Source organism: Bradyrhizobium lupini, assembly GCF_040939785.1.
GTDB classification, from domain to species: domain Bacteria; phylum Pseudomonadota; class Alphaproteobacteria; order Rhizobiales; family Xanthobacteraceae; genus Bradyrhizobium; species Bradyrhizobium canariense_D.
In genome coordinates, this window is sequence record NZ_CP162553.1 from 4,378,416 (window position 1) to 4,393,923 (window position 15,508).

The 15,508-nt window shown below is 64.2% G+C and carries 15 protein-coding genes; 8 read left to right on the forward strand and 7 right to left on the reverse strand.

All coding sequences use genetic code 11. The features are described 5' to 3' along the window. Positions 1 to 75 precede the first annotated feature (75 nt). Together AB3L03_RS20705 and AB3L03_RS20710 are read left to right on the forward strand one after the other, a co-directional pair. Positions 76 to 1,998 carry a propionyl-CoA synthetase gene (locus AB3L03_RS20705; RefSeq protein ID WP_368506972.1) on the forward strand — a complete coding sequence of 641 codons (1,923 nt, stop codon included), beginning with the start codon at positions 76 to 78 and terminating at the stop codon, positions 1,996 to 1,998. Positions 1,999 to 2,167: 169 nt separating this feature from the next. Next, positions 2,168 to 2,428: a hypothetical protein gene (locus tag AB3L03_RS20710; protein ID WP_018453135.1), complete on the forward strand. Its 261-nt coding sequence runs from the start codon at positions 2,168 to 2,170 to the stop codon at positions 2,426 to 2,428. Between the two features lie 122 nt (positions 2,429 to 2,550). Here AB3L03_RS20710 and AB3L03_RS20715 read toward each other — a convergent pair whose 3' ends face one another. Then, on the reverse strand, positions 2,551 to 3,246 hold the full coding sequence (locus tag AB3L03_RS20715) for a DUF1013 domain-containing protein (protein WP_007597507.1): 696 nt from the start codon (positions 3,244 to 3,246) through the stop codon (positions 2,551 to 2,553). Positions 3,247 to 3,499: 253 nt separating this feature from the next. Here AB3L03_RS20715 and ispH point away from each other — a divergent pair, with 253 nt between their 5' ends. Genes ispH through rnhA form a run of 3 tightly spaced genes read left to right on the forward strand, consistent with a single transcriptional unit; the run spans position 3,500 to position 5,919 of the window. Then, positions 3,500 to 4,468, forward strand: a complete 969-nt coding sequence (gene ispH / locus AB3L03_RS20720) for a 4-hydroxy-3-methylbut-2-enyl diphosphate reductase (protein ID WP_007597506.1) — start codon at positions 3,500 to 3,502, stop codon at positions 4,466 to 4,468. Positions 4,469 to 4,474: 6 nt separating this feature from the next. Beyond that, entirely contained in the window at positions 4,475 to 5,458 is a 984-nt protein-coding gene (locus tag AB3L03_RS20725) for a homoserine kinase (protein WP_085350802.1), read from the forward strand. Continuing rightward, a complete protein-coding gene (rnhA, locus tag AB3L03_RS20730; protein WP_007597503.1) occupies positions 5,455 to 5,919 on the forward strand; it encodes a ribonuclease HI in 465 nt (154 codons plus the stop codon). The genes AB3L03_RS20725 and rnhA overlap by 4 nt, the downstream gene beginning before the upstream one ends. 167 nt (positions 5,920 to 6,086) lie before the next feature. Here rnhA and AB3L03_RS20735 read toward each other — a convergent pair whose 3' ends face one another. The 6 genes from AB3L03_RS20735 to AB3L03_RS20760 all read right to left on the reverse strand — a co-directional run bounded on the left by AB3L03_RS20735 (position 6,087) and on the right by AB3L03_RS20760 (position 13,705). Beyond that, positions 6,087 to 6,572 carry a peroxiredoxin gene (locus AB3L03_RS20735; RefSeq protein ID WP_018453139.1) on the reverse strand — a complete coding sequence of 162 codons (486 nt, stop codon included), beginning with the start codon at positions 6,570 to 6,572 and terminating at the stop codon, positions 6,087 to 6,089. Between the two features lie 107 nt (positions 6,573 to 6,679). Then, positions 6,680 to 7,234 carry a DUF924 family protein gene (locus tag AB3L03_RS20740; protein ID WP_368506973.1) on the reverse strand — a complete coding sequence of 185 codons (555 nt, stop codon included), beginning with the start codon at positions 7,232 to 7,234 and terminating at the stop codon, positions 6,680 to 6,682. Positions 7,235 to 7,249: 15 nt separating this feature from the next. Then, positions 7,250 to 8,935, reverse strand: coding sequence for a long-chain fatty acid--CoA ligase (locus AB3L03_RS20745; protein ID WP_018453141.1), 1,686 nt, complete (start codon positions 8,933 to 8,935; stop codon positions 7,250 to 7,252). 190 nt (positions 8,936 to 9,125) lie between these two features. Beyond that, on the reverse strand, positions 9,126 to 10,571 hold the full coding sequence (locus tag AB3L03_RS20750; RefSeq protein WP_085350800.1) for a D-alanyl-D-alanine carboxypeptidase family protein: 1,446 nt from the start codon (positions 10,569 to 10,571) through the stop codon (positions 9,126 to 9,128). 201 nt (positions 10,572 to 10,772) lie between these two features. Further along, positions 10,773 to 12,569 (reverse strand): glucan ABC transporter ATP-binding protein/ permease, encoded by a 1,797-nt coding sequence (locus tag AB3L03_RS20755; protein WP_085350799.1) that lies wholly within the window; start codon positions 12,567 to 12,569, stop codon positions 10,773 to 10,775. 89 nt (positions 12,570 to 12,658) lie between these two features. Then, complete coding sequence (locus AB3L03_RS20760) at positions 12,659 to 13,705, reverse strand: ABC transporter substrate-binding protein (RefSeq protein ID WP_018453144.1); 1,047 nt, start codon at positions 13,703 to 13,705, stop codon at positions 12,659 to 12,661. Between the two features lie 227 nt (positions 13,706 to 13,932). Between AB3L03_RS20760 and AB3L03_RS20765 the strand changes: the two genes are divergently transcribed. The 3 genes from AB3L03_RS20765 (at position 13,933) to AB3L03_RS20775 (ending at position 15,479) form a co-directional block, all read left to right on the forward strand. Next, positions 13,933 to 14,304 (forward strand): hypothetical protein, encoded by a 372-nt coding sequence (locus AB3L03_RS20765; RefSeq protein ID WP_018453145.1) that lies wholly within the window; start codon positions 13,933 to 13,935, stop codon positions 14,302 to 14,304. A gap of 125 nt (positions 14,305 to 14,429) precedes the next feature. Next, complete coding sequence (gene hisE / locus AB3L03_RS20770; protein WP_368506974.1) at positions 14,430 to 14,831, forward strand: phosphoribosyl-ATP diphosphatase; 402 nt, start codon at positions 14,430 to 14,432, stop codon at positions 14,829 to 14,831. 45 nt (positions 14,832 to 14,876) lie between these two features. Next, a complete protein-coding gene (locus AB3L03_RS20775; RefSeq protein ID WP_085385485.1) occupies positions 14,877 to 15,479 on the forward strand; it encodes a YqaA family protein in 603 nt (200 codons plus the stop codon). Positions 15,480 to 15,508: the final 29 nt, after the last annotated feature.

The window sequence follows — 15,508 nt, forward strand, 5'->3', positions numbered from 1 at the left end:
TGATCCCTGTCATGGCGGGACGTCTGTCCTGCAACAAGGTCAAGGCCAGGCGAATAAGGGAACGGGAGCGCGGGAATGAACGTCCGAGGAAACATCGACGGAAAAAGTCTCTATCACGAGGTTTATGCGCGCTCGCTGGCTGACCCCAAGGGCTTTTGGGCCGAGGTGGCCAAGGAGATCGACTGGATCGAGCCACCGAAAAAGATCTTCGATCCCTCGCAAGGCGTCTACGGCCGCTGGTTCAGCGGTGGCGTCGTCAACACCTGCTACAACGCGCTTGACCGTCAGGTCGAACGCGGCCGCGCCGACCAGGTCGCGCTGATCCATGATTCGCCGCTGGCAAATAGCGTCACCAAATTCACCTACGCCGAACTGCTGGCCGAAGTGCAGGCGCTTGCCGCCATCATGCAGGATTTTGGTGTCGCCAAGGGCGATCGCGTCATCCTGTATATGCCGATGGTCCCCGAGGCCGTCGTCGCGATGCTCGCCTGCGCGCGCATTGGCGCGGTGCACTCCGTGGTGTTCGGTGGCTTTGCCGCGAAAGAGCTCGCCACCCGCATCGACGATGCGCAGCCAAAGTTGATTCTGTCGGCGAGTTGCGGCATCGAGCCCGGCCGGATCGTGCAGTACAAGCCGCTGCTCGACGAGGCGATCAGGCTTGCGGGGGCAAAGCCGAAGGCCTGCATCGTGCTGCAACGTCCGCAGCTCGTCTGCGCCCTCACGCCCGGCCGCGACTATGATTGGGCGGGCCTGCGCCGCAAGGCGATGAACGACGGCAAGAAGGCGCCTTGTGTGCCCGTCGCCGCTACCGATCCGCTCTACATCCTCTATACGTCAGGCACGACCGGCATTCCCAAGGGCGTCGTGCGCGACAATGGCGGCCATCTCGTCGCGGTGAAATGGTCCATGTTCAACCTCTATGGCGTCAAGCCGGGCGAGGTCTGGTGGTGCGGCTCCGACATCGGCTGGGTGGTCGGCCACAGCTACATCGTCTACGGCCCGCTGCTGCACGGCGCGACCTCGATCATGTATGAGGGCAAGCCGGTCGGCACGCCCGATGCCGGCGCGTTCTGGCGCGTGATCAGCGAGCACAAGGCTGTCGCCTTCTTCACTGCGCCGACCGCGTTCCGCGCGATCCGGAAAGAAGATCCGGAAGGAAGATTCATCCGACAATACGACCTGTCAACCTTCCGCACGCTGTTCCTGGCCGGCGAGCGCGCCGATCCGCCGACGGTGGAATGGGCGGAGCAGCAGTTGAAAGTGCCGGTGATCGACCATTGGTGGCAGACGGAGACCGGCTGGTGCATCGCCGGCAATCCGGTCGGCTTAGGCCAACTGCCGGTGAAGCACGGCTCGCCGACGGTGCCGATGCCCGGCTATCGGGTCGACGTGGTCGACGAAGCGGCAAAGCCGGTCGGTCCGAACACCATGGGCTCGATCGTCATCAAGCTACCGATGCCGCCGGGCTGCCTGCCGACGCTGTGGAATCAGGACGAACGGTTCAAGGAAGCCTATCTCACCGAATTCCCCGGCTACTACAAAACGTCGGATGCCGGCTACAAGGACGACGGCGGCTATGTCTTCGTCATGGGCCGCACCGACGACATCATCAATGTCGCCGGCCATCGGCTCTCCACCGGCGGGATGGAGGAGATCCTGGCTTCGCATCCCGATGTCGCCGAATGCGCGGTGCTTGGTGTCAAGGACGCGATCAAGGGCGAGGTACCCTGCGGCTTCCTGGTGCTCAAGGCGGGTGTGAAGCGGGCCCCGGCCGAGATCGAGAAGGAGATCGTCGCGCTGGTGCGCGACAAGCTCGGTCCCGTTGCCGCGTTCAAGCTCGCCATCACCGTCGGCCGCCTGCCTAAGACGCGATCCGGAAAGATCTTGCGCGGCACGATCAAGAAGATCGCAGATGGTGAAGCTTGGACCATGCCGGCGACGATCGAAGACCCCAAGGTGCTGGACGAGATCGGCGATGCGCTGAAGGGGCGGGTGTGAGGTTTGCAATGGGGCTTGAATAGGCCGCATTTTTCCGCTCAATCCTCATCCTGAGGAGCGCGCCTGGCGCGCGTCTCGAAGGATGAAAGGCCCCGCTGCGGCAGCTTGGCCTGCATGGTTCGAGACGCCCGCTGCGCGGGCTCCTCACCATGAGGATGAAGGGCCTGCCATGAATTCGAAGCCGTTTCTAGCGATTGCATTTGCGGGCCTCATTCTCTCCGCCTGCTCCGCGCGCTACCAGACGCCGGTGGCGATGGGCGGCGATGATGACGACGCGGTCTGCCAGAGCCGCGGCTATGCGGCCGGATCGCCCGAATACGTGGCGTGCCGCAAGGACCGCGACGTCCAGCGCAGTTCCGCGACCACCCGCGCCGACCGCCGCCAGCGCGACCTCGGCGAATACATGCTGAACCATCCGGACCGGCCATAAAGGCTGCGCTGCGCCGCTGCGCTCGCAATGACGAGGTTGCTGAAGCTTCTTGCGTTACACCAAAGAACGCGGCGGGTTTCCCCGCCGCGCTTGCATTCGATGACGACTGAAGAGTGGAAGGATTACTCCTCCTCCTGGTCCTGCTTCTTGCCGCCGAGCGTCTTCAGCTTGGCGAACACAGCATCGACGTTGAGATCGTCGCTGGACCTCTCCGCGGGTTCGTACTCGTCCTTCTTGGTGGTTTCTGAGGCCGGCAGCAAAGTGGCGCCGCCATAGGCTGCGTCGATCGGCTTTTCCTTCGCCGCGCGCGCGACCTCGAAATCGAGCTCGATCTGCGAGCAGAGGCCGAGGGTGACGGGATCGATCGGCGTCAGCTGGGAGGTGTTCCAGTGGGTGCGATCGCGGACACTCGCGATCGTACTCTTGGTCGTGCCGACCAGGCGCATGATCTGGGCGTCCTTGAGCTCGGGATGGTTGCGCAGCAGCCAGAGGATGGCGCTCGGGCGTTCGTGGCGGCGCGAGACCGGGGTGTAGCGCGGGCCCTTGCGCTTGGGCTGCGGCGGCAGCACCACCTTGCTCTCCTGGAGGCGGAGCCGGTAGTCCGGGTTGTTCTCGCCCTTCTCGATTTCCTCGCGGGTCAGCTGGCCATTGGAAAGGGGATCCATGCCCTTGATGCCCTGGGCGGCGTCGCCATCGGCGATCGCGCGCACCTCGAGGGGGTGCATTTTGGTGAAATCGGCGACCTGATCGAAGGTCAGCGCGGTATTGTCGAGCAGCCAGACGGCGGTCGCCTTGGGCATCAGAGGTGCGTTGCTCATGGCAAATCTCCTTTGTGCTTCGCCCACCCCTTTGGAGGCGAAACCGGTGGTCATCAGCGATGACTGGGAATTCGCGCTATATAAGCCCGGAGGGGCTAGCCACGCAATGGTTCTGCTATAGATAGTGCCTTGACAGCGCCCGAAAGGGGGCCCAATTCCCTCTGAAGTCTCTGTAAGACCGTACCCAAGCCCTGTTCATCCATCGACCGCTTCCCGCCCATTTGGCGAGGTGATTCGGTCCCGAGATCGCTCAATGTCAGCCAAACCAGACCTCAAGATCGTGCTTTGTTCTCCCCGTGGCTTCTGCGCCGGGGTGGTCCGGGCGATCGACACCGTGGAACGGGCGCTCGATAAATACGGCGCCCCCGTCTATGTTCGCCACGAGATTGTGCACAATAAATACGTCGTCGATGGGTTGAAGAAGAAGGGCGCGATCTTCGTCGAGGAACTCGCCGAGATCCCGGAAAACACCACCGCGCCGGTGGTGTTCTCGGCCCATGGCGTGCCGAAATCGGTCCCGGCCGACGCCACCTCCCGCAATTTGTTCTCGCTGGATGCGACCTGCCCCCTGGTCACCAAGGTGCACCGCGAGGCCGCGATCCATTTCAAGCGCGGCCGCGAGATCTTCCTGATCGGGCATTCCCATCATCCGGAGGTGGTGGGCACGCTCGGCCAGCTCCCGACCGGCGCCGTGACCCTGATCGAAACCGCCGAGGACGCCAAGACCATCGCCCCGAAGGACCCGAACAACCTCGCCTTCGTGACCCAGACCACGTTGTCGATCGACGACACCGCGGAGATCGTGGCGCTCCTGAAGGAACGCTTCCCGAACATCAACGGGCCGCACAAGGAAGACATCTGCTACGCCACCACCAACCGCCAGCTCGCGGTGAAGAAAGTGGCGCCGGTGGTCGACGCCCTGATCGTGGTCGGTGCGCCGAACTCGTCGAACTCGCAGCGCCTGCGCGAAGTCGCCGAACGCGAGGGTTGCCCGATCGCCGTGCTGGCGCAGCGCGCCACCGAAATCGACTGGAAGCGGTTCGAGAACATCACCAGCCTCGGCATCACCGCGGGTGCCTCGGCACCGGAAGTGATCGTCGAGGAGATCATGGACGCGTTCGCCGAACGCTTCACGCTGCATGTGGAGACGGTCTCGGCCGCGGAAGAGAACGAGTTCTTCCCGCTGCCGCGCCAGGTGCGCCCCGAAGCCGCCGCCGAGTAGACCTTCATGGCGGTCTACACCGACGTTGCCGCCGACGAGCTTGCGGACTTCCTCAATCAATACGATCTCGGTGAACTGCTCTCCTACAAGGGCATCGCCGAGGGCGTCGAAAATTCCAACTTCCTGCTGCATACGACCAAGGGGTCGTTCATCCTCACGCTCTATGAGAAGCGCGTGGCGAAGAACGATCTGCCGTTCTTCCTCGCGCTGATGACGCATCTGGCCGAGCACGGCGTCAACTGCCCGCTGCCGGTGAAGGGAACGGACGGCGAGGCGTTGCGCGAGCTGTCGGGCCGGTCGGCCGCGATCATCACCTTTCTCGAAGGCGTCTGGCCGCGCAAGCCGAACGCGGTCCATTGCGCCGGCGTCGGCGAGGGGCTCGCCAGGATGCATCTGGCCGGCGCGAATTTCGCGATCAGGCGCGCGAACGCGCTGTCGGTCCCGGGCTGGCGGCCGCTGTTCGATGCCGCGTCACAGCGGGCCGACGAGGTGCAGCCCGGCCTGCGCGCGTTCCTGAGCCACGAGCTCGACTACCTCGAGAGCGGGGTCTGGCCGACGCAGCTGCCCGAAGGCGTGATCCACGCCGACCTCTTCAACGACAACGTCTTCTTTCTCGGCGACAAGCTCTCGGGGATCATCGACTTCACTTTCGCCTGCAATGACTGGCTCGCCTATGATGTCGCGATCTGCCTCAACGCCTGGTGCTTCGAGCCGGATCATTCCTTCAACGTGACCAAGGCCCGGGCCTTCCTCAATGCCTATGGCCGGGTGAGAAAGCTGTCCGAGGCGGAAGAGACCGCGCTGCCGCTGCTCGCGCGCGGCGCCGCGATGCGCTTCCTGCTGACGCGGCTGGTCGACTGGCTCAACGTTCCGCCCGGCGCGCTGGTTCGGCCGAAGGATCCGCTGGAATATGTCCGCAAGCTGCGCTTCCACCAGAGCGTTTCCAGCGTGCGCGACTATGGGCTGATGCCGTCGGGGCTGGTGGCGTGAGCGAGCTTCCGATTGTCACGATCTACACCGACGGCGCCTGCTCGGGAAATCCGGGGCCCGGCGGCTGGGGCGCGATCCTGAAGTTCGGCGACAAGGAAAAAGAACTGAACGGTGGTGAGCGCCACACCACCAACAATCAGATGGAATTGATGGCGGCGATCTCCGCGTTGGAAGCGCTGAAGAAGCCGTGCACGGTCGATCTCTATACCGACAGCCAATATGTCCGTCAGGGCATCACCGGCTGGATCCACGGCTGGAAGCGCAACGGCTGGCGCACCGCCGACAAGAAGCCGGTGAAGAATGTCGAGCTATGGCAGCGCCTGGATGCCGCGCTGAAGGCCCATGACGTGCGCTGGCACTGGGTCAAAGGTCACGCAGGCCATCCCGAGAACGAACGCGCCGACCAGCTCGCGCGCGACGGGATCGTGAAGGCGCGGTTACAGGCGCGGGTGGCGGAGTAGCGCGGATCGGCGCTCTTGCTCATGCTCCGCCGTCATCGCCCGGCTTGACCGGGCGATCCAGTACGCAGCGGCCTCTCGATTCAACAACAACTGTCTCTGGAATACTGAATGCCCCGCTTTCGCGGGGCATGACAGTGTCGTTTGTGGCTGCAAGCGGCGTCTAAAGCTTACAGCTGCCCGAGCAGCGTATCGCCGCCGGACACCTCGACCTTGCCGGGCATCGCCTCGAGGTTCAGCTTCTTGACCACGCCGTCCTCGACCAGCATCGAATAGCGCTTGGAGCGGATGCCGAGACCGTTGCCGGAGGCGTCGAGCTCCATGCCGATCGCCTTGGTGAAGTCGGCATTGCCGTCGGCCAGAAAGATGGCCTCGTCGCGCTGGTCAGTGTCGCGCTTCCAGGCGTTCATGACGAAGGCGTCGTTGACGGAGACGATGGCGATGGTGTCGACGCCCTTGTCCTTGAGGGCGTAGGCGTTGAGGAAAATGCTCGGCAGATGCATCTTGTGGCAGGTGCCCGTATAGGCGCCGGGCACCGCGAACAGCGCCACTTTCTTGCCCTTGAAGATGTCGTCGGTGGTCTTCACCTGCGGGCCTTCGGCCGTCATCACGCGGAATTTCGCCTCGGGCAGTTTGTCGCCAGTCTGGATCGCCATCGTCAGTCTCCCTGAAAATCGGTCCCGCTTTTTAGACCGTGCGGCGGCGCTGCACAATGTTGCCGGTAGGGCAGGCGGTGAGGGCGGGACCCTTCACCGTTATGTCATCAGCCGGCGAACCCGCCGCCGTCGAGGAAGGCCTGCTCGTCCGGGGTGGTGTCGCGGCCGAGCAGACGGTTGCGGTGGGGGAAGCGGCCAAACCGCCGGATGATGTCGGCGTGCTCACGCGCGTATTTCAGATTTTCGGCATTGTCGGTGTTTTGAAACAGCGCGACGCAGTGCAATTGGTCGGGCAGGTGCTCGGAATGCATGAAGGGTAAATAGAGGAATTCGAGCAGGACCGGATCGACCCTTTGATCTGCGCCCCCCGCAATGGCGCGGCGGGCGACGTCGCGCGCCAGCGCATCGCTGGCAAAGGCCTGCGACGTGCCGCGAAACATGTTGCGTGGAAACTGGTCGAGCACGATGACGAGCGCGAGTGCGCCCTCGTCGGTCGCCTCCCATGACGAGAGTTCGCCGGCGACCGCCTTCTGCCACAGCGTGAGAAAGCGGCGCCTGACCTCCGCGTCGAATGCGTCGTTGCGCTCGTACCAGGCATCGCGGCCGGCCTCGCGCCAGAAGGCGAGGATGCCGGCCGGACTGATGTTGCTGTCGTCGGTCATGAACGAAAGAGGCGCTTACGCCGCCTCCGCCTTCTTCTCGTCGCGCAGCTGCCGCCGAAGGATCTTGCCGACATTGGTCTTCGGCAGGTCGGTGCGGAATTCGATGTGCTTGGGCACCTTGTAACCCGTCAGCTGCTCCTGGCAGAACTTGACCAGGGCCTCCGCCGTGAGGTTCGGGTCCTTCTTGACCACGAACGCCTTCACCGCCTCCCCCGACTTGGAATCGGGAATGCCGATGACGGCGCATTCGAGCACCCCGGGGTTGCTCGCGATCACTTCCTCGATCTCGTTCGGATAGACGTTGAAGCCGGAGACCAGGATCATGTCCTTCTTGCGGTCCACGATCTTGGTGTAGCCTTTCTCGTCCATGATGCCGATGTCGCCGGTGCGGAAATAGCCGTCCGCGGTCATCACCTTGGCGGTCTCCTCCGGCCTGTTCCAGTAGCCCGACATCACCTGCGGGCCCTTGGCGCAGATCTCGCCGGGCTGGCCGAGCGGCATCTCGTTGCCATCGTCATCGCGGATCGAGATCCAGGTCGAGGGCACTGGGATGCCGATGGTGCCGTTGAACTCCGGATTGGTCGTGGTGTTGCAGGTCAGCGTCGGAGATGTCTCCGACAGGCCGTAGCCTTCGGCGATGGAGCAGCCCGTGATGGCCTTCCACTGCTCGGCGACGGGGCGCTGCACCGCCATGCCGCCACCGTTCGAGATCTTCAGCTTGGAGAAGTCGAGCTTCTTGAAGTCGGGATGATGCATCAGGCCGTTGTACAGCGTGTTCACGGCGGGGAAGTTGTTGACCTGGTACTTCGCCAATTCCTTGATGAAGCCCGGGATGTCGCGCGGATTGGGGATCAGGAGATTGCAGCCGCCGGCGCGCACCGCGAGCAGGTAGCAGGCTGTCAGCGCGAAGATGTGATAGAGCGGCAGCGCGCAAACGACCATGAGTTGATCGACATGCGGCGGCGCGGCCATCGCCGGCTGCAGCCAGGCGTCGTTCTGCAGGACGTTGGCGACGATGTTGCGATGAAGCAGGGTGGCGCCCTTGGACACACCGGTGGTGCCGCCGGTATATTGCAGGAAGGCGACGTCGCCGGGTGACAGCTTCGGCTTGTTGAAGGCCAGAGAGCGGCCGGCGGAGATCGCGTCGTTGAAGGAGACCGCGCCCGGCAGCGACCATGCCGGCACCATCTTCTTGACGCGGCGGACGACCAGATTGACGATCACTCCCTTGAAGCCGAGCAGGTCGCCCATGCTGCCGACGATGACGTGCTTGACTTGCGTCTTCGCGATCACCTGCTCGACGGTGTGGGCGAAGTTCTCGAGCACGATGATGGCTTCGGCGCCGGAATCCTTGAGCTGGTGCTCGAGCTCGCGCGGCGTGTAGAGCGGATTGACATTGACCACCGCGAAACCGGCGCGCAGCACGGCTGCGGTCGCGACCGGATATTGCAGCACGTTCGGCATCATGATCGCGACGCGGGCGCCGCGTTGCAGGCCGCGCCCTTGCAGATAGGACGCCATCGCCAGCGACATCTGGTCGAGGTCGCGATAGCTGATCGACTTGTCCATGCAGATGAACGCCTTGCGGTCGGCGAACTTGGCGAAGCTCTCCTCCAGGAGGTCGACCAGCGATGAATATTGCGTCGGCTCGATATCGGCGGGGACGCCGGGCGGATATTGCTTAAGCCAGATGCGCTCCATGGAAACTCCCCTCATTGACCAGAGCCCGTTGTGTCTCGGGCTTGCCTCGTTGCCGTCAGTATCGAGCCTGCCGGAACGGGTGGCAAGCGGTCGAGGCTTAGGACAAACGTCAGGGAGTGGCTACCGGAATCCTTGCAAATGGCGCTGCCGCAACTGCGAAGTGCGGCGCGGTCTCGCCTCGCGTCGGCTGTTAACTGTTGTTGGCGGGCTTGGCGGGCTTGGTCGCGGCCTTGGGCTTGGCGGGCTTGGCCGCCTCGCCGCCCACCGCAGGCTTTGCCACCGCATCGGGCTTGGCTGCGGCATGCTTGGTACCGGCCGGCTTAGCTGCGGACTTGCCGTCGGCCGGCTTTGCGGCCGCCGCCGTCTTGGCATCGGGCTTCGCCGCCGCCGTCTTGGCATCCTTCGGCTTGTCTGCCGCGTCGGGCTTTTTGGCGACGCGCGACTTCTTGCCACGCGGCTTTGGCGTGGCCTGCTGGTCGGCATCGGCCGCGACCGCCGCGATCAGGGCGGTCCCGGTGCGGGTCGGACCGGTATACACCAGCACGGGCTCGGCCGCCGCCGGGGCCGAGGCCATCAGCTCGGAGGCCTTCATCAGAGGCGGCTGAAGCCCGGCCGTGAAGAAGGTGACTTGGGCTTCGCCGCCGGTGGCCGAGGCGGACCCGGACGTGCCGCCATTGGCCGCGATCAGCGCGTCGTCATCGTCGCTGGCCGGCCGCTTGCGATGGCCGCCGCACATGTCGTCACGCAGGTTCGGCGGCGAGGCGTCGACCGGCACCAGCTTGTCGACGGTGCCGAGCGAGGGGCGGAGCCAGGTGAGATTATCTTGCGAGAAGCCGCGCTCCAGCAGCTGCGCCGCCTTCACCGCGCGCGCGGTCCCGGAGTTGGCGCCCAGCACGACGGCGATCAGCCGGCGGCCGTTGCGGGTGGCCGACGCGACGAGATTGTAGCCGGAGGCGCAGATGAAGCCGGTCTTGAAACCGTCGGCGCCGGGATAGCGGCCGATCAGCTTGTTGAAATTGCCGGTGACGCGCTTGCCGAAGCGGATTGCCGGAATGTGCACGAAATACTCGTACTCGGGCAGGTCGCGCAGGAACGAGCGCGCGAGAATGCCAAGATCCCGCGCGGAGGTGATCTGTCCGTCGGCGGGCAGGCCGTTCGGATTGACGTAGCTCGTCTGCGTCATGCCGAGCTTCTGCGCCGTGTCGTTCATCAGCGCCGAGAAACCATCGATCGAACCGCCAACGCCTTCGGCGAGCACGACGGCCATGTCGTTCGCCGATTTCACCATCATCATCTTGAGCGCGTTGTCGACGGTAAGCTGCGTTCCCGGGCGAAAGCCCATCTTCGAGGGCGACTGCGAGGCTGCCGTCGGCGAAACCGTGAGCAGTGTGTCGAGTGTGAGCTTGCCGTCCTTGACCGCCTTCAGCGTCACATAGGCGGTCATGATCTTGGTGACGGAAGCCGGATACCAAGGAATGGTCGCGTTCTCCGCCTGCAGCACCTTGCCGCTATCGGCCTCGATCAGGAGCAGCGCTTCGGCGCTCGCCGCGCGCGGCGCGAGCAACGCGGCACACGCGAGTGCCGCGGCGAACAGGTTGAACAGGGATTGACGAAGCAGCGGGCGAAGAGCGTGCACTATCCGATTCGGTCCTTGGAGACCCGCCGGTTCCGGTCGGCTCTCGTGATCTGATGTTCGGTTCTGAAATCCAGCGCCGCCGCTTGCGGCGCCGCAAACCTATACCGGCTGGTGCGTCGGGAATAGGGGCATCAGCGGGGTATTCCGCAATGAAATGGGCCGAATTTCGACGATACGATGGGGACTTGCCAAGGCGGCTTGTTAAGGCGACTTGGCGGCCGTCGCGGCAGCCTCAGCCGCTGTCACGCTGGCCCGTGCGTTCTCCTGAATCATGAATTGAGCCCTGGCGAGGTCGGCGAAATGGCCGCCTTTGGCCACGAGTTCATCGAAAGTTCCGCTTTCGATCACGCGCCCGTTCTCGAACACCAGGATACGCGTGGCATTGCGGATGGTGGAGAGACGGTGGGCGATCACGAAGGTGGTGCGGCCCTTCATCACTTCGTCGAGAGCGGTATTCACCTTGGCCTCGGTGACGGCGTCGAGTGCGCTCGTCGCCTCGTCCAGGATCAGGATCGGCGGATCCTTCAGCAGTGCACGTGCGATCGACAGCCGCTGGCGCTCACCACCCGACAGCATCCGGCCCCGCTCGCCGGCATTGGTCTCGAAGCCGCCGCTGCGCTCGATGAATTCGAGCGCCTGTGCGCGCTCCGCCGCCTTGCGCATCTCGGCCTCGGTGGCGTCCGGCTTGCCGACGCGCAAATTCTCCGCGATCGAGCGGTTGAACAGCAGCGCCTCCTGAAAGACCACGCCGATGTTCCGCCGCAGCGATGTCAGCGTCACCCCGCGCACGTCCATGCCGTCGATCCTGATGAAGCCGGACTGCGGATCGAAGGCGCGATGCAGCAGCGCAATCGCCGTCGACTTGCCGGCGCCCGTCGCGCCGACCAGTGCGATGGTCTGGCCGGGAAGCGCGGTGAAGGAGAGGTCCTCGACCGCCGGCCGCTTGCCGTCATAGGAGAAGGTGACGTCGTTGAATTCAACGAGGCCGGAGAGCCGACCCGCATCGATCGCGTCGTGCCGGTCGTGCACCGCAGGAACCGCATCGAGCACGTTGAAGAACTCGCGCAGGCGCGGGGCTTCCATGAACACGTTGTTGATGAAGCTCACGACCTGCTCCAGCTTCTGGATCAGAAGCGTCGCGAAGCTCACGAACATGACGATCTCGCCGACAGAGGTCAGCCCCTGGTCGTGCAGCGCGATGCCGAAAGTGAAGATCGCGAGCACGGTGATCGTGGTGGAGGCGCGCGTGATGACGGTGACGAGTGCCCACCACGACAGCACCGGCATTTGCGCCGCTAGCAACTCGTCGGCGACGGAGCGCAGGCCCTTCACCTCGGATTCGACGCGGACGAAACTCTGCACCAGCGCGACGTTGCCAAGGGCGTCGGACGCGCGCGCGGAGAGCTCGCTGTAGTGCTCCTCCACCTCCATCTGCATGCCGAAGGTTCTGCGCACCACGAAGGTGGTCAGCGCGGTGAAGACGATGCAGAGCACGAACAGCAGGATTGCAAGCCGCCAGTTCAGGTAGAGCGATAGCGGCAGCAGCACCACGACCGAGAGGATCGCGGCAAAATGCTCTCGAAAGAAGCCGACCCATAACCGCCACAGCGCATCTGTGCCGTTCAGCATCACCTTCATCAACCGGCCCGAATGGGTGCCCGAATGGAAGGTCAGAGGCAGCTGCAGGATGTGCTCGAAATAGTCCGTCAGGACCGCCTGCCGCTGGCGGTGGGAGAGCCGGTCGGCCTGCAACGCTACGACCGCGCTGCAGACGATGGTGAACAGTCCGAACGCGACCCATGCAACCAGGAACGGCCAGGCCGAGTTGGAGCCTGCGACCGTCTTGCCGGAGAGCACATCGACGATCCGGCCGAACAGCACCGGTTCGGCGAATTGCGAGCCCGCAAGCAGGAGATTGACGACCGCAAGCAGCCAGCCCAGCCGTGCCTCCTTACCGAGCAGCTCGAGAACGCGGGTGTAGAGGCGGAGAATGGGCATGGGCGAGGAGCTCGGGCGGCTGGAACGGAGTGAGCGCATACTCTAATCAGGGATCGCCCGTGAGATATAGCGGAAGCTGTCGGTTTTGCTCAGTTGATCAACCGCCCTGCAACTGGCGGCAAGAACCCGCTGTCGAAGATGTCGCCCGCCGCCGGCCGGTTGCGGAATTTGAAATCCTGCCCGATCTGGTCGATCGCGCGATCCATGCGCGCCGGGTCGATGTCGCCGAGGCCGTTGCGACGGACCTCGTCCGTCAGGATGTTGTCGACGAGGACAGTGCGCAGCCGCTCCAGCTCAAGATCGCGATCGCCGCCGTCGATGCGGCTCGCGGCTTCGTCCGCCGCACGCGCCGGGTCCTTGACGGTCGCGTTGATGCCGGCGATCAATGCGCGGACGAATCCCTTCACGGTGTCCGGCTTGGCCGCGGCGAAAGCCGGGTTGACCACGACGGCAAAGCCATAGGCCTCGCAACCATAATCGGCATAGCGAAGCGCGACGAGATCGCCGCCTGGCACGCCGCGGTCGCGCAGGTTCACTGCCGAGAGATAGCTGAAGCCGGCGACGGCATCGACCTGTCCCGCGGAGAGGATCGGCTCGCGCACCGCGGCGCTGATCTTGTGGAATTTCACGTGAGCCGTGTCGATGCCGTTCTGCTGCGCCAGCGCCGGCCACAGCCGCATCGACAGATCGCTATCGGCAACGCCGACGGTTTTGCCGTCCAGGTCGGGCAGGAGGTGGATGCCGCGGCTCCTGCGGGCGACGATCGCGTAGGGCGCGCGGTTGAACAGCACGAATACCGCCTTGACCGGGGTCGCATCCTTGTCGCGGAAGCGGATCAGCTCGTTGATGTCGACGAGCGCGAGCTCGCTGTTGCCCTTGGCGACGCGCGCAAGCGCCTCCGGCGATCCGGCCGCGCTGCTGAAGGAGACGTTGAGACGTTCGGCGCCGAAGCTGCCGTCCTTGGCGGCAAGGAAGAACGGCGCCATGCTCGCATCGATCGGGCGGTCGAAGGTGAAGTGGATCGCAATGGAGGGCACGACGGTCTCGGCCGCGGTAGCATCGCGCGCAGTCAGCACCGCAAGCGAGATTGCAGCGGCCAGCAGACCGCGAAGAGCAATTGTCGTGAATTCGAACATCAGTCGCGCCGGTCCGGTGTTGTTATGGCTTGGTGACGCTCGGAGCGCCGGCTGGCGACAAGCTTGTTCGCGCCAACATGAACGGCGGATGAGCGGCGGTTGCGTCACGATCACGCAACCCCGTTCAGCTTGTGTTGGGGTTGGGGAACCCAACATGGGATGCGGGTGTTTGAGAGACACGAGCCTGTCATCAGGCACCATTCGAGGTCCCAAGGAGGGTCCAGGACATGTTTGACAGATTTTCAGGATTTGCCGGCCGTAAGGCCGTTCTCGCTACCGCCGCGGTGCTGGCGCTGACCGCAATAACCCCGACCGCTTCCTACGCGGGCGGCCGTCATTGGCATGGTGGCGGCGGTGGCGCGGCGGCTGCTGCAGCGTTTGCCGGCATCGTCGGCACCGGTCTTGCGATCGCCGCGACCCGCAACGCCTACGCCTATGACGATGGCCCCTATTATGGCGGCCCCGCCTATTACAGCGGCCCTGCCTATTACGGCGACGGCCCGTATTACGGACCCGGCCCGAACTACCAGTATCAGCGTTACGGCGGCACGGCTCCGTCGGAGCTCTGCGGCCAAGGCCACCGCACCAACTGCTACTAGTTTTGGCCACAACAAAAGGTTGACCACAAACGGGCCGTCGTGCTTGCCGCGGCGGCCCCTTTTTGGGCTCTACTATCGCGCGTTAACGCGCTGGCCATGGGTTTAGAGTAGCGTCGCGTACATGAGTGATTCTGCTTGAGCGGCTATATCTGGCTGTGCTCGCGGCCAGGGACCTTGATCCGGCAACATCGCGCACAGCGCGGCTGTTTCAGCGCGGCCCGTCAAAAATGGCGAAGAAGCTGGCTGAAGAGGCCATCGAGGTCGTCATCGACGCGGTCAACGGCGATAGCGAAGCCGTGATCCGGGAAAGCGCAGATCTACTCTACAATCTGACCGTGCTCTGGGCCTCGGCCGGCGTGCGCCCCGAGGACGTCTGGCGCGAGATGACGCGGCGTGAAGACATGCTCGGCATCGCCGAGAAACTGCCGAAGTCGGCTATGAAACTGCCCAAAGTTGCGTCACCGCGTGTCGCCGCCAGGCGGCCAATCGTCGCGCTGGAAGGCCGCACCGCGCGCAAGCGCCACTAGTATTGGCACAAATCGGTCCCATCTCGGCATGGACAAATCCGTCCCATGGTGCTTCATCGCGGCGCCATGCTGAAACGTATTTACGACTGGTGCATCGACGCCGCTCACAAGCCTTACGCGCTCTGGATCATGGGCGCCGTGGCTTTCGCTGAAAGCTCCTTCTTTCCCGTCCCGCCGGACGTGATGCTGATCCCGATGTCACTGGCGCGCCCGCAACGCGCCTGGGTCTATGCGGCGATCTGCACTGCGACGTCGGTGCTGGGTGGCCTTCTGGGCTACGCTATCGGTGCGCTGCTCTTCGACTCGGTTGGCCATTGGCTGATCGAAGTCTATGGCCTCGGCGGCAAGGTCGACGCCTTCCGCGCCTCCTATGCCGAATGGGGCGCCGTGATCATCCTGCTCAAGGGCCTCACGCCGATCCCCTACAAGCTCGTGACCATCACGTCCGGCTTTGCCGGCTACAATCTCGGGCTCTTCATCCTGTGCTCGATCGTGGCGCGTGGCGGGCGCTTCTTTATCGTGGCGATCCTGCTAAACCGCTACGGCGACTGGATCCGGATCAAGATCGAGAAGCATCTCGGATTGGTGGTGGCAATCGGCGCCGCGGTGCTCGTGCTCGGCTTTGTCGTCGCAATCAAATTGATCTAACGCCCAAGGCGCTTTGCCACCGCGCCTCG

Bases quoted from the DNA above. Each gene is read 5' to 3' on its own strand.
- AB3L03_RS20705 (WP_368506972.1), top strand. From the start codon at position 76: ATGAACGTCCGAGGAAACATCGACGGAAAAAGTCTCTATCACGAGGTT.
- AB3L03_RS20710 (WP_018453135.1), top strand. From the start codon at position 2,168: ATGAATTCGAAGCCGTTTCTAGCGATTGCATTTGCGGGCCTCATTCTC.
- AB3L03_RS20715 (WP_007597507.1), bottom strand. From the start codon at position 3,246: ATGAGCAACGCACCTCTGATGCCCAAGGCGACCGCCGTCTGGCTGCTC.
- ispH (WP_007597506.1), top strand. From the start codon at position 3,500: ATGTCAGCCAAACCAGACCTCAAGATCGTGCTTTGTTCTCCCCGTGGC.
- AB3L03_RS20725 (WP_085350802.1), top strand. From the start codon at position 4,475: ATGGCGGTCTACACCGACGTTGCCGCCGACGAGCTTGCGGACTTCCTC.
- AB3L03_RS20735 (WP_018453139.1), bottom strand. From the start codon at position 6,572: ATGGCGATCCAGACTGGCGACAAACTGCCCGAGGCGAAATTCCGCGTG.
- AB3L03_RS20740 (WP_368506973.1), bottom strand. From the start codon at position 7,234: ATGACCGACGACAGCAACATCAGTCCGGCCGGCATCCTCGCCTTCTGG.
- AB3L03_RS20745 (WP_018453141.1), bottom strand. From the start codon at position 8,935: ATGGAGCGCATCTGGCTTAAGCAATATCCGCCCGGCGTCCCCGCCGAT.
- AB3L03_RS20755 (WP_085350799.1), bottom strand. From the start codon at position 12,569: ATGCCCATTCTCCGCCTCTACACCCGCGTTCTCGAGCTGCTCGGTAAG.
- AB3L03_RS20760 (WP_018453144.1), bottom strand. From the start codon at position 13,705: ATGTTCGAATTCACGACAATTGCTCTTCGCGGTCTGCTGGCCGCTGCA.
- AB3L03_RS20765 (WP_018453145.1), top strand. From the start codon at position 13,933: ATGTTTGACAGATTTTCAGGATTTGCCGGCCGTAAGGCCGTTCTCGCT.
- AB3L03_RS20775 (WP_085385485.1), top strand. From the start codon at position 14,877: ATGGTGCTTCATCGCGGCGCCATGCTGAAACGTATTTACGACTGGTGC.